The organism is Caballeronia zhejiangensis (genome assembly GCF_000698575.1).
Lineage (GTDB): Bacteria > Pseudomonadota > Gammaproteobacteria > Burkholderiales > Burkholderiaceae > Caballeronia > Caballeronia zhejiangensis.
Genome location: NZ_JFHD01000003.1, coordinates 111,630 through 134,543, shown reverse-complemented (window position 1 = coordinate 134,543; position 22,914 = coordinate 111,630). Strand labels below are relative to the sequence as shown.

Annotated in this window: 17 protein-coding genes; 11 read left to right on the top strand and 6 right to left on the bottom strand. The window is 64.8% G+C overall.

The window, feature by feature from the left end:
- Positions 1-3: 3 nt before the first annotated feature.
- Genes BG60_RS06560 through BG60_RS06545 form a run of 4 tightly spaced genes read right to left on the bottom strand, consistent with a single transcriptional unit; the run spans position 4 to position 5,959 of the window.
- A complete protein-coding gene (locus BG60_RS06560) occupies positions 4-825 on the bottom strand; it encodes an FAD binding domain-containing protein (protein WP_008348100.1) in 822 nt (273 codons plus the stop codon).
- Entirely contained in the window at positions 822-3,854 is a 3,033-nt protein-coding gene (locus BG60_RS06555; RefSeq protein ID WP_008348101.1) for a xanthine dehydrogenase family protein molybdopterin-binding subunit, read from the bottom strand. Before BG60_RS06555 ends, BG60_RS06560 begins: the two co-directional genes overlap by 4 nt.
- A 4-nt stretch (positions 3,855-3,858) precedes the next feature.
- Positions 3,859-4,473, bottom strand: a complete 615-nt coding sequence (locus BG60_RS06550) for a UbiX family flavin prenyltransferase (RefSeq protein ID WP_008348102.1) — start codon at positions 4,471-4,473, stop codon at positions 3,859-3,861.
- Entirely contained in the window at positions 4,466-5,959 is a 1,494-nt protein-coding gene (locus tag BG60_RS06545) for a UbiD family decarboxylase (protein WP_034471030.1), read from the bottom strand. Before BG60_RS06545 ends, BG60_RS06550 begins: the two co-directional genes overlap by 8 nt.
- Positions 5,960-6,235: 276 nt before the next feature.
- On the opposite strand from BG60_RS06545, the gene BG60_RS06540 reads away from it, so the two are divergent.
- The 3 genes from BG60_RS06540 (at position 6,236) to BG60_RS06530 (ending at position 10,893) form a co-directional block, all read left to right on the top strand.
- The gene (locus BG60_RS06540) at positions 6,236-7,177 is read left to right on the top strand and encodes a LysR family transcriptional regulator (protein ID WP_008348104.1); all 942 of its coding nucleotides are present in this window, start codon (positions 6,236-6,238) and stop codon (positions 7,175-7,177) included.
- Entirely contained in the window at positions 7,174-8,613 is a 1,440-nt protein-coding gene (locus BG60_RS06535) for an aldehyde dehydrogenase family protein (RefSeq protein WP_008348105.1), read from the top strand. Before BG60_RS06540 ends, BG60_RS06535 begins: the two co-directional genes overlap by 4 nt.
- A gap of 375 nt (positions 8,614-8,988) precedes the next feature.
- Positions 8,989-10,893: a hybrid sensor histidine kinase/response regulator gene (locus BG60_RS06530; protein WP_008348106.1), complete on the top strand. Its 1,905-nt coding sequence runs from the start codon at positions 8,989-8,991 to the stop codon at positions 10,891-10,893.
- A 119-nt stretch (positions 10,894-11,012) separates the two neighbouring features.
- Here BG60_RS06530 and BG60_RS06525 read toward each other — a convergent pair whose 3' ends face one another.
- Positions 11,013-12,224 carry a zinc-dependent alcohol dehydrogenase gene (locus BG60_RS06525; RefSeq protein ID WP_051996436.1) on the bottom strand — a complete coding sequence of 404 codons (1,212 nt, stop codon included), beginning with the start codon at positions 12,222-12,224 and terminating at the stop codon, positions 11,013-11,015.
- Positions 12,225-12,916: 692 nt separating this feature from the next.
- Here BG60_RS06525 and BG60_RS06520 point away from each other — a divergent pair.
- The 8 genes from BG60_RS06520 to oxlT all read left to right on the top strand — a co-directional run bounded on the left by BG60_RS06520 (position 12,917) and on the right by oxlT (position 21,935).
- On the top strand, positions 12,917-14,065 hold the full coding sequence (locus BG60_RS06520) for a glutathione-independent formaldehyde dehydrogenase (RefSeq protein WP_034470940.1): 1,149 nt from the start codon (positions 12,917-12,919) through the stop codon (positions 14,063-14,065).
- 167 nt (positions 14,066-14,232) lie between these two features.
- Positions 14,233-14,994, top strand: coding sequence for an SRPBCC family protein (locus tag BG60_RS39320; RefSeq protein ID WP_051996434.1), 762 nt, complete (start codon positions 14,233-14,235; stop codon positions 14,992-14,994).
- A gap of 11 nt (positions 14,995-15,005) precedes the next feature.
- On the top strand, positions 15,006-16,178 hold the full coding sequence (locus tag BG60_RS06510) for a zinc-dependent alcohol dehydrogenase (RefSeq protein ID WP_034470938.1): 1,173 nt from the start codon (positions 15,006-15,008) through the stop codon (positions 16,176-16,178).
- 79 nt (positions 16,179-16,257) lie between these two features.
- Positions 16,258-17,352: an SMP-30/gluconolactonase/LRE family protein gene (locus BG60_RS06505; RefSeq protein ID WP_241484849.1), complete on the top strand. Its 1,095-nt coding sequence runs from the start codon at positions 16,258-16,260 to the stop codon at positions 17,350-17,352.
- A gap of 105 nt (positions 17,353-17,457) precedes the next feature.
- On the top strand, positions 17,458-17,913 hold the full coding sequence (locus BG60_RS06500; RefSeq protein ID WP_008348110.1) for a RidA family protein: 456 nt from the start codon (positions 17,458-17,460) through the stop codon (positions 17,911-17,913).
- A gap of 127 nt (positions 17,914-18,040) precedes the next feature.
- Complete coding sequence (locus tag BG60_RS06495) at positions 18,041-18,799, top strand: GntR family transcriptional regulator (protein ID WP_008348112.1); 759 nt, start codon at positions 18,041-18,043, stop codon at positions 18,797-18,799.
- A gap of 134 nt (positions 18,800-18,933) precedes the next feature.
- Complete coding sequence (locus BG60_RS06490) at positions 18,934-20,553, top strand: gamma-glutamyltransferase family protein (RefSeq protein WP_008348114.1); 1,620 nt, start codon at positions 18,934-18,936, stop codon at positions 20,551-20,553.
- Positions 20,554-20,654: 101 nt separating this feature from the next.
- Positions 20,655-21,935 carry an oxalate/formate MFS antiporter gene (oxlT, locus tag BG60_RS06485; protein WP_174447710.1) on the top strand — a complete coding sequence of 427 codons (1,281 nt, stop codon included), beginning with the start codon at positions 20,655-20,657 and terminating at the stop codon, positions 21,933-21,935.
- A gap of 21 nt (positions 21,936-21,956) precedes the next feature.
- On the opposite strand, the gene BG60_RS06480 is transcribed toward oxlT, so the two are convergent.
- On the bottom strand, positions 21,957-22,808 hold the full coding sequence (locus tag BG60_RS06480) for a LysR family transcriptional regulator (protein WP_008348117.1): 852 nt from the start codon (positions 22,806-22,808) through the stop codon (positions 21,957-21,959).
- Between the last annotated feature and the right edge of the window lie 106 nt (positions 22,809-22,914).

Genomic DNA, 22,914 nt, shown 5'->3' with positions numbered 1-22,914 from the left:
CGCTCACTTCGCCTCCTCGATCACACGCCATCCGAGTTGCCGGACCAGATTCCGGCGATATTTCGCGCTGATATGCGCGTCGTCCTGCGCGTTCAGTTTCCAGCTCAAATCGTTCAGTGCGCCGCGCAGGTCGTCGCCTGCGAGACGCGGCCAGCTTTCGACCACGGGCCTGTCGGCGACGCCGCCCACCGCGATGCGAATCGCATCGTCCGATACGACCGCCGCGCACGCGACGATCGCGAAATCGCCGTGACGCGCGGAGAATTCGCTGAACGCGTAGCGCTCGCCAGCTTTTCGCAGCGGAAAGCGCACCGCTTCGACGAGTTCGTCCGGCTGGCGCGCGGTCATCAACATGCCCTGAAAGAAATCCTGCGCGGCGAGCGTGCGCCGCTTCTTCTTCGAGCGCAGCATCACGTCGCCGCCGAGCGCCGAGAGCACGAGCGGCAGTTCCGCGCTCGGGTCCGCATGTGCGATCGATCCGCACACCGTTCCGCGATTGCGGATCTGAAAATGCGAGATATGCGGAAAGGCCATCGCGAGCAGCGGCACTTCTTCTGCGAGCGTCGCGCGCCATTCGACGCTGCCTTGCGTCGCGGCCGCACTCACGACGAGCCGCCCCGCTTTCTCGTCGATGCGCACGGCACTGAGTTCGGCGGTGCGGGATATATCGACGAGCATCTTCGGCTGCGCGAGCCGCATGTTGAGCACGGCCATCAGCGACTGTCCGCCCGCCAGCACGCGCGCGTCCTCGCCGTATTGCGCAAGGGCGTCGAGCGCGTCCTGCGTGGTCGGCGCGCGCAGATAATCGAACGCTACGGGCTTCATGCGCGCCTCCTGAAACGTGCGAGGAATCTCGCGAGCCACGATCCGCGCGTCTGCACGGGCTTGCCCGCCGCCTGCCGCCCGAGCGATTCGAACAATTGATTCAGCACGACCTTCGTCGCGCCTTCGAGCATGCGGCCGCCGACCGCGGCGACCTTGCCCGACACCTGCGCTTCGTAGTCGTACGTGAGCCGCGTGCCGCTGCCTTGCGGCTTCAGTTCGACGAGACCGCTGCCGCGCGCGCTGCCGAGCGGCGACGTGCCCGCGCCCGCCAGCCGCAGACGATGCGGCGCGTCGATCTCCGACAAGCCGATGCGCGCCTCGAAACGTGCCTTGATGAGGCCGACGCCCACGGTCACGTCCGCGCGATACTGGTTCGGCGCGGTTTCTTCGAGCGCATGACAGCCCGGAATCACGTTAGCGAGCGCCTTCGGATCGAGCAGCACGGCGAACACGGCTTCCGGCGTCGCGGGCAGATCGACGCTTCCCTGCGCCGTCAGTGCGCGTCCGCCGCCCGGCGTCGCGGGCTTCGCCGCCGGCGCTTCGCGATATTCGGGGCGCGACGGCTCCGGATCGTCGATGCCGATCATCGCCATGACCCTGGACGGCGTGAGCGGCAAGCGAATGTCTTCGACGCCGAGCGCATCGGCCACCGCGTTCGCGATGCACGGCGGCGTGCTCATGTTGTTGCCTTCGCCGAGCCCTTTCGCGCCGAGCGGCGTGAACGGCGACGGCGTCTCCAGATGCACGATCACCGGATCGGGCACTTCGCAGGTCGTCGGCATCAGATAGTCGGCGAGCGTGCCGGACTGGAAGCTGCCGTCCGCGCCGTAGCGGAACTCCTCCATCAGCGCCGCGCCGACGCCCTGCGCGAAGGCGCCGCGAATCTGGCCATCGGCGAGCGCGGGATTGAGGATCGTGCCGGCATCGTGCACGGTGACATAACGGTCGATCCGCACGCGCCCGGTCGCACGGTCCACTTCGACGCCGCACATGTCGAACGCGAAGCCATACGCCGCCGACGTGTTGATGCGGTCGGCCTCGTCGGGCGCGTCCATGTGCGGCGGCGACCAGAACACAGTCTCGCGCAGGCCCGGCTCCTCGCCTTCGGGCAGGAGCGCGGGCGCCCAGTGCGGCGCATTGCTCGCGGCGCGCGCGAACGGCAGCGCGCGATCCTCGGCGTGCACAGGAAAGATGCGCGCGCCTTCGAAGCGGATCTCGTCGGGCGAGCAGCCGAACTGCTTCGCGAGCACGCGCGACAGCTTCTCGCGCACGCGCGTGGCGGCCAGATGCACCGTGCCCGCCACCGCGCCCGCGAAGCGGCTCGAATAGTTGCCCGCCGCGACGGACCACGCGTCCTTGTGCGTATCGAATTCGACGTTGACGACGATGTCCTTCGGGTCCAGCCCGAGCACATCGGCGACGACTTGCGCGCACACCGTCATGTGCCCCTGCCCCGCGGGCGTCGATGCGATCGTCACGACGACGCCGCCCAGCAGATCGACGCTGACTGTGGCGCTCGCGATCGCGCCGTTCTTCGGCCCGGCCTTGCGGCGCGCGTCGGCGGGCATGACGGTCGTGATGTAGCCCATGTTCGATACCGACGGCTCCACGATCGCCGCGAAGCCGATGCCGAAGAGCCGCCCTTCCCTGCGCGCGGCATCGCGGCGTGCGACGAGTTCGGCGTAGCCGCCTTCGTCGATCGAGCGGCGCAGCGCTTCCTGATAGTTGCCTGAATCGAGCAGCGCGCCGGCCGCCGCGCGATACGGAAACGCATCGGCGGGAACGAAGTTGCGGCGATACACGTCGAGCACGTCGAGCTTCAGTTCGATGGCAATGCGCTGAATCAGCCGCTCCAGCGCGAAGTACACCTGCGGTCCGCCGAAGCCGCGCACGAGGCCGGTCGGCGTCTTGTTCGTGAGCACGACCCGATTGCGCACGAGCAGATTCGGGATCGCATACGCGCCCGTCAGACAGCCGTGCATCCGGTAGAACGTCGCGGGCTCCGGCGCGCGCACGTAACCGCCGACGTCTTCGAGCTGGTCGTAGGACAGCGCGACGATGCGGCCATCGCTTTGCACCGCCGCCTCGATGGTCGAGAGGCGCGCCGTCGCGGAGGTCGCCGCGCTCAGGTGCTCCAGCCGGTCCTCGACCCATTTCACCGGCGCGCCCGCCTTGCGCGACGCGAGGCACATCAGCACGACATACGGAAACACGGCCTGCTTCACGCCGAAGCTGCCGCCCGAGTCGCGCGGAGCCTTGTGACGCAGACGGTTCGCGGGCACGTTCAGCGCCATCGCCATGACGGCGTGCAGCGAGAACGGCCCCATGAAGTTCGACGTGACGTCGTAGCCTTCGTCGCCGGACAGATATTCGGCGATCACGACGCCGCACTCGATCGGCGCGCAGGTGTTGCGCGGATACTGCGCGACGAGCTTCACGCGATGCGGCGCGTTCTCGAACGCCGCTTCCGGCTCGCCGTAGCGGAAATGCCGGTCGCTGACGACGTTGCTGCCGACGCGCTCGTGCAGCAACGGCGCGTCGTCCCGCACCGACTGCTCGATCGACGTGACCGGATCGAGCGTCGCGTATTCGACCTTGATGAGATCGAGCGCGTCTTCCGCGAGGGCACGCGAATCCGCGATGGCGACCGCGACCGGCTCGCCCACATAGCGCACGCGGTCCATGGCGAGCGCCCACTGTTCCATCGGCGATTTCACGCCGACGACGAACGGACGCGACCACGCACGCAGATCGTCGCGCGTGAGCACCGCATGCACGCCGTGCAGCTTCAACGAGGCGTCCGTGTCGATAGAAACGATGTCGGCATGAGCGTGCGGCGAGCGCAGGATCGCGGCGTGCAGCGTGCCTGGTTTCACGGCAATGTCATCGCCGTAACGGCCGCGGCCCGTGAGAATCGCCGGATCTTCGAGGCGCTGCATGGCGCGGCCGACGTGGCGCTGCGGCGTGGCAACGGCGTCGTCGGCGACGCGTGCATTGATATCTGCGAAGGCGGTATCGCGCTGATTCATCGCATCATTCCTCATCTTGCGCGCGGCGGCCGAATGCATCGGCGAGGCCGCTCCAGCGTCGCGCGATCTCCTGATGCTCGATGCCGAAGAGATCGAGAATGCGCCCGACCGTGTGATCGACCACATCGTCGATGCTCTTCGGATGCGCGTAGAACGCGGGCACCGGCGGCATCACGATCGCGCCCATTTCGGTGGCGAGCGTCATGTTGCGCAGATGCGCGAGATTGAGCGGCGTTTCGCGCGCGACGAGCACGAGGCGGCGGCGTTCCTTGAGCATCACGTCGGCGGCGCGCGTGAGCAGGTTGTCGGCGAAGCCGTTGGCGACGGCCGCGAGCGTCTTCATCGAACACGGTGCAATCACCATGCCGTCGCTGACATACGATCCGCTTGCGACCGACGCGCCGATATCGCGCACGTTGTGGACGACGTCGGCGAGCTGGTCGATGTCGCCGCGCGTCAGCCCGAGTTCCTGCGCCGCCGTCACCGCGCCCGATGCCGACACGATCAGATGCGTCTCGTGCGTGCCGAGCCGCCGCAACGCAGCGAGCAGGCGCACGCCGATCACCGCGCCGCTCGCGCCGGAAATGCCGACGACGAGGCGCTTCTTCTGCTCAGCCATGATTGCGCGCCAGGTAGGCGTCCAGTGCGCTGTTGTCGGCGGCGACGAGCGCGTCCAGATCGACTGCGTCCTGTCCGGGAATGCGCACGCGCGTAAAGACGTGCTCGGCATAGACGACGGGGCGCGTCGCATCGAGGCCCATCTTCGTGCTCATGCCTTGCAGATGCGCGGGCGCATCGGCGGGCTGGCCGACAGTCGTCGACGGATCGAGCGGCGAACCCTGCGCGCCCGCGATCACGACGAGATCGCGGTCCGCCTGAAAACGCGTCGCGATGGCCCATTCGATTTCGGCGGGATCGTGCACGTTCACATCGGGATCGACTACGACCACTTGCTTGATGTCGTAATGCGCGCCGAACGCGCATAGGATCACGTTCTTCGCTTCGCCTTCGCGCTTCTTGTCGAACTGCACCCACAGGTGATAACGGCACACGCCGCCCACCGAAAGATGCACGTCCTTCACGTTGGGATGGCTGCGTTGAAGGTGCGCGAGCAACGTCGCTTCGCGCGGAATCGCACCGAGCAGCAGATGCTCCATCTCGGCGGGCACGATCGTATGAAAGACCGGATCGAGCCGATGCGTCACCGCCGTCACTTCGATGACTTCGCGCGCTTCCTTTGCACTGTAGTACTTCGGGAATTCGCCGAACGGTCCTTCCGGCTCGCGCACGTCCGGCAGAATGCGCCCTTCGATCACGATCTCCGCGAACGCCGGCACATGCACGCCGTTCGTCACGCACGCGACGACGGGCAGCGGCGCGCCATGCAGCGCACCCGCGATCTCCAGCTCGTCGTGATCGATCGGCGTGATCGCTTGCGAAGCGAGCATCGTGAGCGGATCGACGCCGATGGCTACGGCGACATCCAGCGCATCGCCGGCTTCTTCCGCCGCGCGCTGAAAGGCATAGAGGTGGCGCGGCAGCAGCAGGATCGCCATGCGGTCGCGGCCATGCACCTGAATGCGGTTGATCGAAACGTTCTGCACGCCGGTCCGCGGATTGCGTGCAATCACGAGACCCGCGGTGATGTACGGGCCGTTGTCGTGTTCGCTATGCGTCGGAATCGGCAACAGCGCGTGCAGGTCGATGCCGTTCGTATGCACGACTTGCTGGCACGGCGCGTTTTCGCGCTCGACGCGTTTCGATGGAAGCGGCGCAGCAGCAGCAGCCGAGAAGCGGGCGAGCAGTTCGGTTTCGTCGACGCCCATCGCTTCCGCGATCCATGCACGCTTCGCCATGAAGCCGCTGACGACAGGCACCGCGTGACCGCCCGGCTGCGTGAAGAACGCCGCCTGCGTGCCGTCGAGGCGCTTGGCGATGGCAGCGAGTTCATGTTCGAGCGCAACGGGCTTGTCGATCGTCGCGACGCGGCCGGTCCGCGCAAGATGCGCGAGCCAGTCGCGCAGCGAAAGGGAGCCGGTATCGGTGCGATCCGGGGCCCACGAGAATGCGGGATTGCCGTTCGTTGCGGCATCGCGTGTGTTCATCAGCGTCTCCATCTGGGCGCGCCTGCCAAAGCCAGCGCATTGGATGAAGCGTAGCGAGATCGCCCCATAACGGCTAATACTGTTTATTGATGCGCCGAATCATTCGTGCTTATATCGGTGCTAGCCCGGATGACACGGTTGTTACGGTCACGTATCAATGGAGCACGCGCGAATGGGCGCTTGAGCAGCAAGCCTGAACAAACGCCCGGCGCGGTCCATCGAAGCAGTCTGATAACGGTGCGGTCGCCTATTAGCATCGCTGATACCCCACGGAACATGGACCTCAAGCAAATCCAGTACTTCATCGCGCTGTTCGAGGACGGCTCGGTCACGCGCGCGGCCAAGCGTCTCAACATCGTGCAGCCCGCGCTCAGCATGCAGATCGCGAAGCTCGAGGACGAATTGCATCAGCAGCTTTTCGAGCGCGGCGCGCACGGCATGGCGCCGACCGCCGCGGGACGGCTGATGTACCGCCTGTTCTTGCCGATCATGCGGGACCTGGCCCACGCGCGGCAGCAACTCGTGCAGCGCGACGAAGTGGTCACGGGACATGTCGGCATAGGGTTGATCGCATCGGTGACGGAGAGCGTGCTCGCGGATTCGCTGTCGCGCTTTCACGCGCGTTACCCGGATGTCGAAGTCACCGTCGCCGATGGCTACAGCGCCACCTTCATCGACTGGGTCGCGGGCGGCCAGCTCGATGCCGCCATCATCAACAAGCCGCGCGCGCGTCTTTCGCTCGACTCGCGCCCGCTGCTCGACGAAGAGATGGTGCTCGCCACCAGTGCGACGCATGGACCGGATCTGCCGCACGCGATCGAACTCGCGCAACTGCCGGAACTGGAACTCGTGCTGCCGACCAAGCGCCACGGTCTGCGCGGCGTGCTCGACAGCGCCGCGCAGCACGAAGACATCCTGCTTGCGCCGCGCTTCGAGATCGACGTGCTGTCGACCATTCTCAAGCTCGTCGAAAATACGCGCTTCGCGACGATCCTGCCGCGCATCGTCGTCGAGCGGGCCGCGCGGCACGGCACGTTGCGCGCATGTCCGATTCTTGCGCCGCGCATCGTGCGACACATTCTCTGCGTGAGCCATCCGCGCCGCCCGTTGAGCGCGGCGGCCGAAGCGCTCATCGCGATCATCGGCGACGAGTTGCATCGGGCGTCGAACTTTTCGGGTGACGAACCCTCCCCCTTAATCAAGGAAAGCTCCGCATGAACGCACGACACTGGATCGCCGGCGAATGGACCGGCAGGCCGACGCTCGACAGCATCGACCCCGCGACGGGGGAAGCCATCGGCCAATATGCCGACGGCGGCGCGCACGAAGCCGACGCAGCCATCGCCGCCGCGCGACATGTGTTCGATCGCACGACGTGGGCGCAGGACGCGCGTTTGCGTCAGGACGTGCTGCTGGCGTGGGCCGCGGCGCTGGACCACGAGCGCGAGTCGCTCGCGACGCTGCTCACGCGCGAGAACGGCAAGACGATCGCGCAGTCGCGTGGCGAGATCGCGGGCGCCATCTCGGAGGTGCGCTATTACGCGGGTCTTGCGCGCCATATCGCCGGGCATGTGCTGGAGCCTGAGCCCGGCACGATATCGACGATGCTGCGCGAAGCGGCCGGCGTCGTCGCGATCATCGTGCCGTGGAACGCGCCCGCCGTGTTGCTCGTGCGCTCGCTCGCGCCCGCGCTGGCGGCCGGTTGCACGGCGATCGTCAAGCCCGCCGCCCAGACTTCGCTCGTGACGGCCGCGATGATGCGCTGCTTCGAGCTCACCGCGTTGCCCAAGGGCGCCGTGAATCTCGTCAACGAGCGCGGATATGCGGCGAGCGAGCGGCTCGCGGATTCACACGGCGTCGATGTCCTCAGCTTTACGGGATCGACCGCGACGGGCAAGAAGATCATGGTCGCGGCGGCGGACAGCATCAAGAAGCTGTCGCTCGAACTCGGCGGCAAGTCGTGCTGCGTCGTGTTCGGCGATGCGGATATCGACGCCATCGCGCCGCGTCTCGCGCGGGCCGCGACGATCATCTCGGGTCAGCAATGCACCGCGGCGCGCCGCGTGCTGGTTCATGCGTCGCGGGCGGCGGACATGCGCGAGAAGCTCGCGTCGGCGCTCGCGTCGCTGAAGGTGGGGCCGGGCATCGATCCGGCGACGGATATCGGCGCGCTCATCGACGCCGCCACGCGCGATTCCGTCGAGCACACGATCGAACGTGCGTGCGCGACTGCCGATCGCTTGCTGCTGCGCGGTGCTCCATCGGGACATGCGTTTCTGTCGCCGACGCTCGTCGAGCATGCCGACCCCAAGGCGTTCTTCTGTCAGGACGAGATATTCGGTCCGTTCGTCACGCTGGAGGTGTTCGAGAACGAGCAGGAAGCGATTCTGAAAGCCAACGATACGGTTTTCGGCCTCTCCGCGAGCGTGTGGACGAACGATGGTCCGCGCGCGTTTCGCATGGCGCGGGCGCTGCGCAACGGGACGGTGTGGATCAACGATCACAACAAGCTATTCGCCGAGGCGGAAACCGGCGGCTATCGTCAAAGCGGGCTGGGACGGCTTCATGGCTATGATGCCCTTGCGGATTTCACCGAGCTCAAGCATATCTGCATGCCAGCCGGCGTCGCGGACGGGATCGCGCCGCTGCGGTGATGGCGGGTGGCGGGCCGGCTTCGTCGTGCCGAGCCAAGGCACCAAAAAGAAAGGCAAGAGTCATCCTGTGTAATCCCGATATAAGAAAGTTTTATCCGAGCCATCACGCGATGCTATTAGAACCGGTGGACCTTTCTGCCTAGAATTCAGGTCTCTCAGGTTCGTCGGAATCTCGCTTCTTTGACGGACTTTCAAGCGCCGCCCCCGTAATGGAGTCGGCGCTTTTTTGTTGGCGACTCGGACCCGACTCGCTGACCGAGCGAGGGGCACCGAGTTCCGCCGGCAGCGGATTCCAACGCTCTGCAAGTCGCGAGAAGATAGGAACAAAGACTGCACAGTGGACAGGATAACAACCAGCCCAATCGAGTCACGACCATGATCGTACGCATCGCCCAATATCCACCGAAACAGCGCCTGGTCTTCGGTATTGCAGCTACCGCCGTTATCGTGACAGCTCAGCAGGCGCTGACGATGGTTGCCCACGGACGGCTGACATTCCTCTTCTTCAGCGCGACGCTTCCGTTGATCACGGTGCTGTTCGGCGCGTGGTCGGGATCGCTGCTTCTCGTGAGCGGCATGGCCTTCGGCGCGCTCTGGATGCCGCCCGTCGGCAGTCTGGCCGTTCTGCAACACGACGACCGCATCGTACTGGTGGCATACGCGTTGGTCGGGGCATTTCTGGTGGCGGCCGGGCAGCAACTCGCCAAGGTGGCGCGGCGTGCAGGAAGCGCCGAAGCCGCTACGCAGGAGGCCACGGATCGCCTTCTGCAGGTCGAGCGCCAGGCGCGACACCGGTTCGACGTGGCCCTGGACAGCGCAGGCGTCCCGTTCGTCATCCTGACCCCGGTCGTTCGCGAGGGCCGCATCGCCGAGTTTCGATGGGACTATCTGAACAAGGCGGCCGCCCAGCTTTTCAATCAGAACGCCGCAGTCGTGATCGGCAGTTCCACGGCATATGTGCGTCCGGCCGGGTGGGAGGCGAACATGCTGCTCGAGCGGCTCACACCGCTCGCCCAGCGCCCGGGAAGAGAGGCCTTCGACATACGCGTATCGGGTGAAAACGGCGAGCAGTGGTTTCACGTCGTCGCGGCGTCTCTGGACGGTTCGGTCGTGGCGTGGTTCGGAGACGTGACGCCACGCGTGCGGGCCGAACAGGCCCTTTCGGAGGCTGACCGCCGCAAGGACGAGTTTCTCGCGACGCTCGCACATGAATTGCGTAATCCGCTCGCGCCGATCCGACACGTCGCGGAGATACTCGAACAGCCGAACTTGACGGAAGAGCGCAGGATCTGGTGCATCAGCGTGCTGCGCCGGCAGTCGGCCGCGATGGCGCTTCTGCTCGACGACTTGCTGGACGTGTCGCGCATCACGCGCGGCGCGCTCAAGCTGCGCAAAGAGGCCGTGGCGATGCGCGAAGTCGTCGACGAAGCGGTCGAAATCGCGAGACCGATCCTCGCAGGCAAGGGGCACGAGCTCGTCATCAAGCCGCCCGTCAGACCATTGCATATCGAGGCGGACCGGCTCCGGCTCGCGCAAGTGCTGGCCAACCTGCTGATGAACGCGGCGAAGTACACGCCACCGGGCGGGCGCATCGAACTCGCGGCGACGGCTGACGACGCCGAGATCGTCCTGTCGGTCACGGACAACGGTATCGGCATCGAGCCGGACAAACTGTCGGCGATCTTCGCGATGTTTTCCCAGGTCAATCGAGATCAGCATCGGCAGGGCGGTCTTGGCATCGGACTCGCGCTGTCCAAATCGCTCATCGAGCTGCATGGAGGCCGACTCACCGCGTCGAGTGGCGGAAAGGATCGGGGGAGCTGCTTTGCCATTCATCTGCCCGCGACGTCGCGCGTGTTGCCTATGCCGGCGCCAACACGCGCTGCGCTTGCCGTTCACGCGTCGGCCCCGAAGCGCCGGATCCTGGTCGTCGACGACAACGTCGATGCAGCGGACGCAATGACGGCGTTTCTGGAGATGCAGGGACACGATGTACGAACAGTCTATTCCGGCGAAGAGGCGATCGAACTCCTCGGCGAATACAACCCGAACGTGATCTTGCTCGACCTCGGCTTGCCGGGCATGAGCGGGCTCGACGTCGCGCGCCGCATACGGGCAACGCCCTCGACGCACGACGTGACGCTCATTGCCGTCACCGGCTGGGGTCAGCAACAGGACCGGGCGCGCACAACAGACGCCGGATTCGATTTTCACTTCACGAAGCCGGTCGATATCGCGCAACTGACTCAAGCCGTCGACAGTGCGGTCGCCGCGCCATAGAAGAAGGCGGCTTGCGGCAGTGACATTCGGGGTGCTTCCGTCCATGATCGTGCGACCGTTTCAACGGTCGCGGCGGAACGTCCGCACCAGCGGATTCAGGCAAGCCGCCGTCTTCCCGACTAAGGCTTCAGCACGACCTTGATGCAGCCATCTTCCTTGTCGCGGAATGTCTTGTACATCTCGGGTCCTTGATCGAGCGGCACCGTGTGCGTGATGACGAACGACGGATCAATCTGCCCTTCCTGAATGCGCCGCAACAGGTCGTCCGTCCAGCGGTTCACATGTGTTTGGCCCATGCGCCATGTCAGCCCCTTGTTCATGGAAGCGCCGAACGGAATCTTGTCGATGAGACCGCCGTACACGCCTGGAACCGACAGCGTGCCCGCCGGACGGCAGACGTAGATCATCTCCCGCAATACGTGCGGCCGGTCCGTTTCCAACATCACGGCCTGCTTCGCCCGGTCGTACAGGGAATCGAATGAGCGCGTCGCATGCGACTCCATGCCGACCGCGTCGATGCACTTCTCGGGGCCCTTGCCTTGTGTGAGATCGGCCAAGCGCTCGAGGACGCTCTCTTCTTCGAAGTTGATGACCGTGGCCCCGCCCGCACGTGCCATGGCGAGACGCTCGGGCACCCGGTCGATTGCAATCACCTGCTTCGCGCCGAGCAGAACGGCGCTGCGAATCGTCATCTGGCCGACGGGCCCTGCCCCCCAGATCGCAACGGTGTCTGTCGGCTCGATGTCGCACTGAGCCGCCGCCTGCCAGCCGGTCGGAAAGATGTCGCCGAGGAAGAGCACCTGCTCGTCGGTGAGGCCGTCGGGAATCTTCACGTGCGTTCTGTCCGCATACGGTACGCGCACGTATTCGGCCTGACCGCCCGGATAGCCGCCTGTGAGATGCGTATAGCCGAACAAGCCCGCAGTCGTGTGGCCGAACACCTTGTTCGCGACGTCCTGGTTCCGATTGCTCCGCTCACAGACGGAAAAGTTGCCGCGCTTGCACTGTTCGCATTCGCCGCAGATGATCGTGAAGGGAACGACGACCCGATCGCCGATCTTCAGCATGCTATTCGCGTTGCCGACTTCCACCACCTCGCCCATGAATTCGTGGCCCATGATGTCGCCGGATTCCATGCCGGGCATGAACCCATCGAACAGATGCAAGTCCGAGCCGCAGATGGCACATGTCGTTACCTTAATGATCGCATCGCGGGGATGTTCTATGACCGGGTCCGGAACCGACTCGCACCGGATGTCCTTCTTGCCTTCCCAGATGAGCGCTCTCGTCGCTAGCCTCCATTGTGAGTGAGCGGTTGTATCGCGCGGCATCCTCTTCGCTTCACAGCAACGCGGCAACCGCCACGCAAACAGCATTCGACGTTCCGTTCAACGCATGCTGTCTTGCCCGCATCGTTGGTTGGCCATCGGGCCATCGACGCCGGCCGGGAATCGGGAGTCGCTGGTCCTGCATCGGTGTCCATGTCAATGAGTGTCCTTATGCGCTGCCGTGTCCGATCTGCGGGCGCGCCGAGCTTTTTTGTCATGGACAATCGCTTCGACAAACGACCGGCGATGCAGGTTAAGCCCGCGAGTCAACTGACCGAATAGCGACCCTTCCGGTTCTCGAACCAGGCCGCTCTTGCAAGATCTGCAGCCCGGTGCAAGTTCTCCGCGACTACGCGATTACACGTCACCCCCACGCATCGATTAGATAGCCGTATCAATCGCACTGGATCTCGATGCTCATCCGCGAGTCGCCTCTGTCGACCCGAATCGGGCACGCGGATAGCTGCCCTTACATCGCGCACCGTCACCAAGAATCCGGAAGCGCATGGCACTCACTATTTAGGATGGCGATAGATTGTCCGGCTTCAACCAGCAATAGCAGACGCTGTCTGCAAAGTGCCGGTCTGCATGAGAGAGGGACGTACCGCAGGTGGGTCTGCGGGTTTGTCGACGCCGACAGCCGCCGAAGGTTTCGCGGCTCAGGCTCTTCGCAGTTGAACTCTCGGGAGAAACATATGAAAGCCGTTGTGTATCGCGGTCCTCGTGAAGTTACGGTCGAGAATGTTCCGGATCCCAAGATCGAGCGTCCGACCGACGCCATCGTCAGAATCACCAGTACCAACATCTGCGGTTCCGATCTGCATATGTACGAGGGCCGAACCGACTTCGAGCAAGGCCGCATCTTCGGTCATGAAAATCTGGGCGTCGTTCAGGAGGTCGGGCCTGCCGTGGAGCGGATCAAGCCCGGCGACTGGGTGTGCCTGCCATTCAATGTAAGTTGTGGCCACTGCATGAACTGCGAGCGCGGCCTCACGGCGTTTTGCCTGAGCGCGAACCAGCCGGGAATCGCCGGCGGCGCATTCGGCTTTGCGGACATGGGTCCGTGGCCGGGCGGACAGGCCGAATATCTCCGGGTGCCTTGGGCCGACTTCATGTCCTTGAAGCTGCCGCCTGACGCCCAGCAGAAGCAGACCGACTACGTGATGTGCGCCGACATCTTCCCGACCGGCTGGCACGCGACCGAACTCGCCGGCATGAGGCCCGGCGACGCCGTGGTGATCTACGGCTCCGGCCCCGTCGGTCTGATGGCCGCGCACTCGGCGATGATCAAGGGCGCCCGCAGCGTCATGGTGGTCGATTGCCATCCCGACCGGCTCAAGCTCGCGGAGTCCATCGGCGCGATCGCGATCGATTATTCGAAGGAAGATCCGGTGCAGCGGGTCATGGATCTCACCCAAGGCATGGGCGCGGACGTGGGATGCGAATGCGTTGGCTACCAGTGCCACGATCCGGCTCCGCAACGCCACGAGAACCCCAATCTCACGATGAACAACCTCGTGTCGTCGGTCAAGTTCACCGGCGGGATCGGCGTGGTGGGCGTGTTCATTCCCGAGGATCCGGGCGCGCACGACGAACTGGCGAAGAAAGGTCAGATCGCGTTCGACTGGGGCAAGTGCTGGTTCAAGGGGCAGCACATCGCCACGGGCCAGTGCAACGTCAAGGCATACAACCGGCAATTGCGCGATCTGATACACGCGGGCCGCGCGAAGCCATCGTTCATCGTGTCGCATGAGTTGAAACTCGACCAGGCGCCTGACGCCTATCAGCACTTCGACGTGCGCGACCACGGCTGGACCAAGGTGGTCTTGCATCCGGGAGGTTAGCGAAGCGACGCAGCGATCGTGGTTGCATGAGCGCTCGGGCTCATCGCTCAATCATTGCCACGCGTGCAATGGGCTCGAGCGTCGCCAACATGTCTCGTCGATCCCGCTGCACGGTACGAACCGCGCAGCGGGCACCACGGCGATCAGTAACCTTTGGAGCATTTGTTATGGCAAGCAACATTCTTGCTATCCGGCCGCGCGAATCACTGAGGCGCGGCGGCCATTCTTCGGGCGTGTCGGCCGGAGAAGCCATGCAGGGCATTGGCTGGATCCCCGTCGCGCTCAGCGCGGCCTTGATCGTGTCCGGACTCGCCGGACGAAAGAAAGGCGCCGTGGCTCTCGCGCTCACTGCCTGCGCGGGCATGGCAGCGGCGAGTGCCGGGTACGGTGTCCCGCTCCATCGCGGACGGGCAGACAACAAGGGGCGAAGTGGGACCGCCGGCGCGACGCCGGAGGTGGAGCGCGCAATCACCATCGGCAAGACTGCGGACGAGCTTCGTCGGCTCTGGCTTGCGCCCGGGACGCTCCCGCAACTCGTGGCAGGCTTCGCGACGTTGCACCCGGCGGGCGACGGCCGCATGCGCTGGGAAATAAGGACGCCGCTCGGTCGCGCCTACCAATGGGAATCGGAGATCGTCGACGGCCCCGGCGGAGGCGTCGGCTGGCGCTCGCTGCCTGGCGCCGCCATTCCGAACGAGGGATCCGTCCGCTTCGACGCCGCCCCGAACGACCGCGGCACCGTGGCGACGCTGCACGTCCGGTTCGACCCGCCCGGCGGCGCGCTCGGTGAAGGCCTGCTGCAACTTCTCGGGACCACGCCGCTGAATCTGGTCGCGGACAACGCGCTGCGGCGCTTCAAGAGCCTCGTCGAGACCGGCGAGATTCCCACCACTGAGCGGCAGCCCGCTGCTCGCGCAACCACGCGTTAAGGAGAGTGAACATGCGAGCACTGTACTGGAACGGGGTAAACGACCTGCGCGTCGGGACTGTGAAAGACCCGGAGATCATCAATCCCCGCGACGCGATCCTGCGCGTCAGTCTGTCGACGACTTGCGGCTCGGATCTTCACTTCATCGACGGCTACATCCCGACGATGAAGTCGGGCGATGTCATCGGCCACGAGTTCATGGGCGTGATCGAGGAGATCGGCCCCGAGGTGAAGCGCCTCGCAAAGGGCGACCGCGTCGTGGTTCCTTCATTCATCGTTTGCGGGCAATGCTGGTATTGCCAGCACTCGCTCTACTCGTTGTGCGACAACACGCATCCCAAGCCCGAGCTACAGGCACCCCTTCTGGGCGGACATACGACCGCAGGCATCTACGGCTACACGCACGCGTTCGGCGGCTATGCGGGCGCGCACGCGCAATACGTGCGCGTACCGTTTGCCGACAACGACTGCTTCAAAGTCCCTGACGGCGTCGCGGACGATACGGCGCTGTTCCTCTCCGATGCGGCGCCGACCGGCTACATGGGCGCCGACTTCTGCAACATCCAGCCGGGCGACACGGTCGCGGTCTGGGGCTGCGGCGGCGTAGGGCTGATGGCGCAGCAAAGCGCGCGTCTGATGGGCGCGGAGCGCGTCATCGCGATCGACCGCTTTCCCGAGCGCTTGCAGATGGCGCGCGAGCACGCCGGCTCCGAGACGATCGACTATACGGCGGTCGACAGCGTCCTCGAAACGCTCATGGAGATGACCGGCGGGCGCGGCCCCGACGCGTGCATCGACGCGGTAGGAATGGAAGCGCACGGCACCGGGCCGCAATACGCGTATGACCGCGTCAAACAGGCGCTGCGTCTGGAGACGGACCGCGGCCAGGCGCTGCGCGAGGCCGTGATGGCCTGCCGCAAAGGCGGCACGCTGTCGGTGCTCGGCGTCTACGGGCTGATCGACAAGTTCCCGATGGGCGCCATCATGAACAAGGGCATGACGGTGCGCAGCGCGCAGCAGCACGGGCAAGCCTATATGGATCGGCTGCTCTCGCACGCGCAGAAAGGCGAGCTGAACCCTGCTTACCTCGCCACTCACCGCTTCTCGCTGGAGGACGGGCCACGCGGCTACGACATGTTCAAGCACAAGACCGACGGCTGCGTCCGCGCCGTGTTCGCGCCGTAAATTCGCCGCGCATCCCGAGTGCCGCCATGCAAAGGAAACGACCATGATCCGAATCGCAGCCGCGTCCGCCATCGTGGCGATGACGCTTCTCGCCAATGCATCCATCGCACAGCAGCACGCGGGGCCTACATCCGATACGCCACAACTGCAACAGGTCGCAAAATTCGAGCACCAGGTTACGGGCGTGACCGTTTCGAAGGATGGGCGCATCTTCGTCAATTTTCCGCGCTGGACAGAAGATGCGCCGGTCTCGGTTGCAGAAGTGACGCGCGACGGCCAGATCAAACCCTACCCGGACGACGAGTGGAATGCATGGCGCAACGAGAAGAAGAACCAGATGTCCGCCGGAGATCATTTCGTGTGCGTCCAGAGCGTCGTGACCGATGCACACGGCAATCTTTGGGTCGTCGATCCGGCCGCGCCAGCCACGGCATCGCTCGTGCCGGGCGGACCCAAGCTCGTCAAGATCGACCTCAAGGCGAACCAGGTCGCGCAGGTGATCCGCTTCGACGAGAGCGTCGCGCCTCAGGGAAGCTATCTGAACGATGTGCGGTTTTCGCCGGATGGTCACTATGCCTACCTGACCGATGCCGGGGCCAAGGGAGCGCTCGTGGTCGTGGATCTGCAGACCGGCAAGGCCAGGCGCGTGCTCGGCGGCCATCCGAGCACGCAGCCGGAAAAGGACGTGGTCGTCAGGATCGACGGGCAGCCGCTACGCCGACCCGACGGACGCGGAGTCGAATTTGCCGCCGACAGCCTCGCGCTTTCGCGCGATGGGCGCACGCTCTACTGGAAAGCACTGACCGGTCGCACGCTCTATCGCATCGCGACAAACGCATTGCAGAACCCGCGTCTGTCGGAGAAGGACCTCGAAGCGCGCGTGGAGCGTGTCGCCGAGACGGAGCCGACCGACGGTCTTTGGATCGATGAGCGCGGGCGACTTTATCTGAGCGCGATCGAGCAGGACGCAGTCAGAGTCCGTGACGGGGATCGCATCACGACCCTCGTGCAGGACAAGCGGCTGCGCTGGCCCGATACGTTCTCCGAGGGCCCCGACGGGACCCTCTACGTTACGAGTTCCCACATCCAGGACATGAGCTGGTTCAAGCCCGAGACAGGCCCCCGCCTCGAGACGCAGTTGTGGCGCATCGAGGGAATCGGAGCGAAGCAGTGACGCGCAGGACGGGCCGCCCTTCTGGAAATACAAATCGCGATCGCGATAGCCGAGGATATTGACCGGGTTACGCTAGTGTTTTGATCACATCACGGTGAGCCGAACATGAACGTATCCGAACGCCTTGCACAAGCGGGGATCGAACTGCCGGCGCCCATCGCGCCGCTCGGCTCCTATCGAACGGTGTCGATTGCGGGCAGTCAGGTCTATGTTTCCGGTCTCGGGCCTTTCGAAAACGGCAAGCCAATCGTCGGAATGGTCGGCGGCGACATGTCTGTCGAAACGGCGCGCCACGCGGCGCATCTGACGATGCTGATGATCCTGGCTTGCGTCGATCAAGCCTGCGGTCTGGACAACATCGAGCGATGCAGCCGGCTGACGGTCTACGTGCGCGCCGAACAGTCGTTCACGCAACATCCGCAAGTGGCCAACGGCGCCAGCGACCTCTTGCTGACATTGTTCGGACAAGACAGGCTTCCCGCTCGAAGCGCGCTCGGCGTGCATACGTTGCCGATGGGCATCCCGGTCGAGATCGACAGCATCTTCGAATTGAAGCGATAAATCGCGCGGCAGCTTCGCTGGCGAACGCGCCATTTATTCACAAAGCGATTCTTGCCGTCCAGCAATTCTGGCGACGCGCAGCCCTTTGATAAGCTTCCCGTCCATGCACGCTACCCCGCTCACCGTTATGGCCGACGCAAGCCTTGTCAACGCGCAAGACGCCGCGCTGTCGCGCGCGGATCACGTTTATTACACGCTGCGCGAGGAAATCTTCGACATGCGGATCCTGCCCGGCGACCGGCTGACGGAAGGCGCCATTGCGGAACGCTTCGGCGTATCGCGTACGCCTGCACGCGAAGCGCTGCAACGCCTGCAAAGCGATGGCCTGATGCAAGGCTATGTGCGCGGCGGCTGGGAAGTGGTGCCCATCGACAACAAGCGTTTCGACGACCTCTACGAGATGCGTCAGATGATCGAGGTCTTCGCCGTGCGCAAGCTCTGCAATGGCGAAACGCCGCAAGCCGATCTTAACTTGCTGCTCGATGCGCTCGATCGCATTTGGCGCGTTGGCCGTGCGCGCCGGGTCGTCGATGGACGAAAGCTCGTCGAACTGGACGAATCGCTGCATCATGCGCTGGTAGCGGCCGCGGGCAACGATGAACTCACCGCGACGATGCAGCGCGTCACCGACCGTATCCGCGTGGTGCGCCGGCTCGATCTCGTGAAGGGCGATGGCATCGCGGAGACGTATGAAGAGCATGCCGCCATTCTCGATGCCATTCGTCGCGGCGACAGCGCATCGAGCGTCGAACTGGTGTCGCGTCATATCAGCGGCAGCCAGGCAAGCGTGAGCGGCCTCACGATGCAGCGCCTGCTCGGCGCCCGCACCGAAGCGGGGCGTTCGAGCGTCGCGCACGCACCGGCGCGACCGCGGCGCACCATCTGACGGCATCGCCGCGCTTCCTTCAAACATGCGGCAAACCACGCTGCAAGGCATAGTCAGCAAGGCTCCATAGGGTTTTCACGGACGCCTGGCACGGAACTCGCATTGACGATTTCGTTGTATACAAGGAAACGTCGATGTCTCTGGAAGTCTCTGCTGCAATCAATCCCACACGCGGCTCGCGCGGCATGGCCGTGGCGCCGCATGCGCTTGCATCGCAAAGTGCGCTCGCCGTCCTTCGCGAAGGCGGCAACGCCGTCGAAGCGATGATCGCGGCCGCCGCCACCGTCGCGGTGGTTTATCCGCACATGAACAGCATCGGCGGAGACGGCTTCTGGCTGATCTCGCGTCCGGGTCACGCGCCGATCGGCATCGAGGCGTGCGGTGCGGCAGCGATGCGCGCCGACATCGGCACGTATCGCGCGCTGGGCCTCGACGCCATTCCTGCACGCGGCCCGCTCGCGGCCAACACCGTCGCGGGCACCGTCTCCGGTTGGGACTTCGCGCAGCGCTTCTCGAAGAACACGCTCGGCGGACGCCTACCCGTTGCGCGTCTGCTGGAAGACGCGATTCATTATGCGAAGGCGGGCATTCCCGTCACGCGCAGTCAGTCCGACTGCATGGCGGGCAAGTGCGGCGAACTCGGAAACGTGCCGGGCTTCGCGCAAACCTTCATGCCCGATGCCCGCGTGCCGCGCACCGGCGAGCGCTTCGTCAACGCGCGTCTCGCCGCAACGCTGCAACAGCTCGCCGATGCCGGTCTCGACGACTTCTATCGCGGAGATCTGGCGCGCAGCATCGCGCACGACCTGTCGTCGCTGGAAACGCTCATCACCCTCGCCGATCTCGAACGGCACACGGCTCGCGAACGTACGCCGCTCGCGCTCACGCATACGCTGGGCACCGTCTACAACATGCCGCCGCCGACGCAAGGTCTCGTGTCGCTGCTGATTCTCGGCGTGCTGGACCGCGTGCTGACCGACGACATGAACCCGCTCGGCCCCGAGTTCGTCCATGCATGCGTCGAAGCGACGAAGCTCGCCTTCAAGGTGCGCGACGAACACGTGACCGATCCGGACCACATGCGCATCGATGCCGTCACGCAACTCGATCCCGCCGCGCTCGATGCGATGGCCCGGCAAGTGTCGATGTCGCGCGCCGCGCCCTGGGGCCGTGGCCGCGGTCCCGGCGATACGGTCTGGATGGGCGTCATCGATGGCGATGGCGTTGCCGTCAGCTTCATCCAGAGCATTTATCACGAGTTCGGCAGCGGCATCGTTCTCCCGCAGTCGGGCATCAACTGGCAGAACCGGGGTTGCAGCTTTTCGCTCGATCCGTCGTCGCTCAATCCGCTGATGCCGGGCCGCCGTCCGTTCCACACGCTCAATCCCGCGCTCGCCCGTTTCGCCGATGGCCGCACGATGGTCTACGGCAACATGGGCGGCGACGGCCAGCCGCAATCGCAGAGTGCGGTGTTCTCGCGCATCGCGCGATTCGGCTGGAATCCGCAGGCCGCGATCGATGCGCCGCGCTGGCTGCTTGGCCGCACGTGGGGCCAGTCGACCGACTCGCTCAAGCTGGAAGCGCGCTTTCCCGACGAGACCATCGACGCATTGCGCGCGCTCGGTCACGACGTCGAAGTGCTCGCCGCCTACGACGAAGCGATGGGGCACGCCGGCGCAATCGTTCGGTATCCCGATGGATTATTCGAAGCCGGTCACGATCCACGCAGCGACGGCTCAGCCGCCGGCTGGTAACGCTCAACACGCTCTTGCTTCGAAGTGATCCGGTTCCGCGCTCGTCGAACCGGAGGGCACGACTCATCCTTTTTTATCCGCACATCAACCGGGGAACGCCTATGAGCACACGCATCCAGACACTGCACGACGATGCGGCCGCGCCCGCGATCGCCGCTCACAACCGCTGGCTGCAACTCGGTCTCGGCCTGCTCTGCATGATGTCGATTTCCAGCCCGCAATACGTGTGGACGCTGCTGACCAAACCGCTGTCGGCGAAGCTCGGCGTGCCGCTGCCCGAGTTGCAGGTCACGTTCTCGCTGCTCATCATCCTGCAGACGTTCTTCTCGCCGTTTCAGGGCAAGCTGATCGACCGCTTCGGTCCGCGCCTGCTGATTTCGCTCGGCACCGTCATGTCGGGCCTGAGTTGGGTGCTCTCGTCGATGGCCGCGAGCACATCGATGCTGTATCTCACCTACGGTCTCGTGGGCGGGCTCGGCACGGGCATCGTGTATGTCGGCGTGGTCGGGCTGATGGTGCGCTGGTTCCCCGACCGGCGCGGCTTCGCGGCGGGCGCGGTGGCCGCGGGCTACGGCATGGGCGCAATCGTGACGACGTTCCCGATCTCGGCATCGCTGGCGGCGCGCGGTCTCGATGCGACGCTGTCGATCTACGGCATCGCGTTCGCGGTCGTGGGCTTCGTCGCATCGCAAGGCTTGCGCGTGCCGCGTGACGAAGCGCCGGCGAAGGCATCGGCGGTGGCGGTATCGAACGTGCCGAATCTGCGTCCTTCGCAAATGATGAAGTCGCCGCTCTTCTGGCTCATGTTCGCCATGATGACGATGATGTCCACCTCGGGCCTCATGGTCACATCGCAGATGGCGACCTTCGCGGCGGACTTCGGCATCACGAAGGTCGTCGTGTTCGGCATGGCCGCGCTGCCGCTCGCGCTGACCATCGACCGCTTCACCAACGGACTCACGCGCCCGCTGTTCGGCTGGGTCTCCGACAAATTCGGCCGTGAAAACACGATGTTCTTCGCCTTCGCGCTCGAAGGCGTGGCGATGGCGCTGTGGCTCCTGACGCGTGACAACGCCGTCTTGTTCGTGCTGCTCTCGGGCGTCGTCTTCTTCGGTTGGGGCGAAATCTTCTCGCTCTTCCCGTCCACCTTGACGGATACCTTCGGCACGCGCCACGCCACCGAAAACTATGGCTGGCTGTATATCTCGCAGGGCATCGGTTCGATCTTCGGCGGTCCGCTCGCGGCGCTCTTGCATCAGCACGCGGGAAGCTGGGTGCCGGTGTTCAGCGTCGGGATCACGCTCGACATCGTGACGGCCGTGCTCGCGATGTTCGTGCTGAAGCCGATGCGGGCGAAGTTTCTCCAAAGAGCCGGCGCTTGAATGCTCGAATCGCGCGCGGCGCTAAAGCCGGAACTGCTGCCGCAGCGCCGTTGCGAGCAGATCGATGGCCTCGGTTGCGCGTCCGGTGTCACCGCGCATCAACACCACCTCGTGATCGGCTACATGCGCAAGACCGTCGATCACGCGCATGTCCGCGGTGACTCTTGCCCGGTCGAGCAGCGTCACCGCGAGCCCTGATTCGACGCACGCCTTGATGACTTGCGTCGATGCGCTGTCGAGCACGACTCGCCACTTGCGCCCCGCGGCTTCCAGTGCGTCTGTCATCGCCAAACGATAGGGACACGGCTCGGCGTACAGCGCCAATGGAACCGGACGTGACTCGTCGAGCGCGAACGTCGGACTGCCGACCCAGACGGGCGTCGTCAGCGTCAGTACGTTCGCCGATCTGCTTCGGTGCGCGGGCTGAACGAAGATCGCCAAGTCGAGCTTGCCGCGCGCGATCTGATCCCGCAGCTTGAAGCTCGGCGCGGTCTTCACTTCGAGCACCACGTCGGGCCAACTCGTCGCGAAGTCCGGCAGGATGTCATGAATCACGTGAGCAGCGTATTCGTCGGGGATGCCGAGCACGACGCGGCCCGCCAGCCGTTTGCCCTTGATCTCGTCGATTATCCGGTCGTGAGCCGCCAGCAACTCGCCCGTGCTCGCCAGCAACCGTTTGCCCAACACGGTCAGCGTGACCGACTGATTGTCCCGCTCCAGCAATCTGCCGCCCGCAGCGGCTTCCAGACGCTGAATGTGAAGGCTCACCGCCGCCGGACTTCGGTTGACGTGCTCGGCCGCCGCCCGGAAGCGCCCCAGCCGCGCTATCGCGTGAAAGGTCCGCAGCAGTTCGATGTCTAGCACTGTGCTCATCGTGTGATCCCGGGTGGTTTAGCGTTGTTGAACGACCGGATCAGTATATTTTGATTTTCGAATCCACGGCGGCGCGCTAGTGTGGATGCATGGCGAGAACATACAC

Coding starts and splice junctions, on each gene's coding strand:
- BG60_RS06550 (WP_008348102.1), bottom strand. CDS start 4,473: ATGGCTGAGCAGAAGAAGCGCCTCGTCGTCGGCATTTCCGGCGCGAGC.
- BG60_RS06525 (WP_051996436.1), bottom strand. CDS start 12,224: ATGCCGCGCGATACAACCGCTCACTCACAATGGAGGCTAGCGACGAGA.
- oxlT (WP_174447710.1), top strand. CDS start 20,655: ATGAGCACACGCATCCAGACACTGCACGACGATGCGGCCGCGCCCGCG.
- BG60_RS06510 (WP_034470938.1), top strand. CDS start 15,006: ATGCGAGCACTGTACTGGAACGGGGTAAACGACCTGCGCGTCGGGACT.
- BG60_RS06520 (WP_034470940.1), top strand. CDS start 12,917: ATGAAAGCCGTTGTGTATCGCGGTCCTCGTGAAGTTACGGTCGAGAAT.
- BG60_RS06545 (WP_034471030.1), bottom strand. CDS start 5,959: ATGAACACACGCGATGCCGCAACGAACGGCAATCCCGCATTCTCGTGG.
- BG60_RS06530 (WP_008348106.1), top strand. CDS start 8,989: ATGATCGTACGCATCGCCCAATATCCACCGAAACAGCGCCTGGTCTTC.
- BG60_RS06535 (WP_008348105.1), top strand. CDS start 7,174: ATGAACGCACGACACTGGATCGCCGGCGAATGGACCGGCAGGCCGACG.
- BG60_RS06495 (WP_008348112.1), top strand. CDS start 18,041: ATGGCCGACGCAAGCCTTGTCAACGCGCAAGACGCCGCGCTGTCGCGC.
- BG60_RS06480 (WP_008348117.1), bottom strand. CDS start 22,808: ATGAGCACAGTGCTAGACATCGAACTGCTGCGGACCTTTCACGCGATA.
- BG60_RS06555 (WP_008348101.1), bottom strand. CDS start 3,854: ATGAATCAGCGCGATACCGCCTTCGCAGATATCAATGCACGCGTCGCC.
- BG60_RS06560 (WP_008348100.1), bottom strand. CDS start 825: ATGAAGCCCGTAGCGTTCGATTATCTGCGCGCGCCGACCACGCAGGAC.
- BG60_RS06505 (WP_241484849.1), top strand. CDS start 16,258: ATGACGCTTCTCGCCAATGCATCCATCGCACAGCAGCACGCGGGGCCT.
- BG60_RS39320 (WP_051996434.1), top strand. CDS start 14,233: ATGGCAAGCAACATTCTTGCTATCCGGCCGCGCGAATCACTGAGGCGC.
- BG60_RS06540 (WP_008348104.1), top strand. CDS start 6,236: ATGGACCTCAAGCAAATCCAGTACTTCATCGCGCTGTTCGAGGACGGC.
- BG60_RS06500 (WP_008348110.1), top strand. CDS start 17,458: ATGAACGTATCCGAACGCCTTGCACAAGCGGGGATCGAACTGCCGGCG.
- BG60_RS06490 (WP_008348114.1), top strand. CDS start 18,934: ATGTCTCTGGAAGTCTCTGCTGCAATCAATCCCACACGCGGCTCGCGC.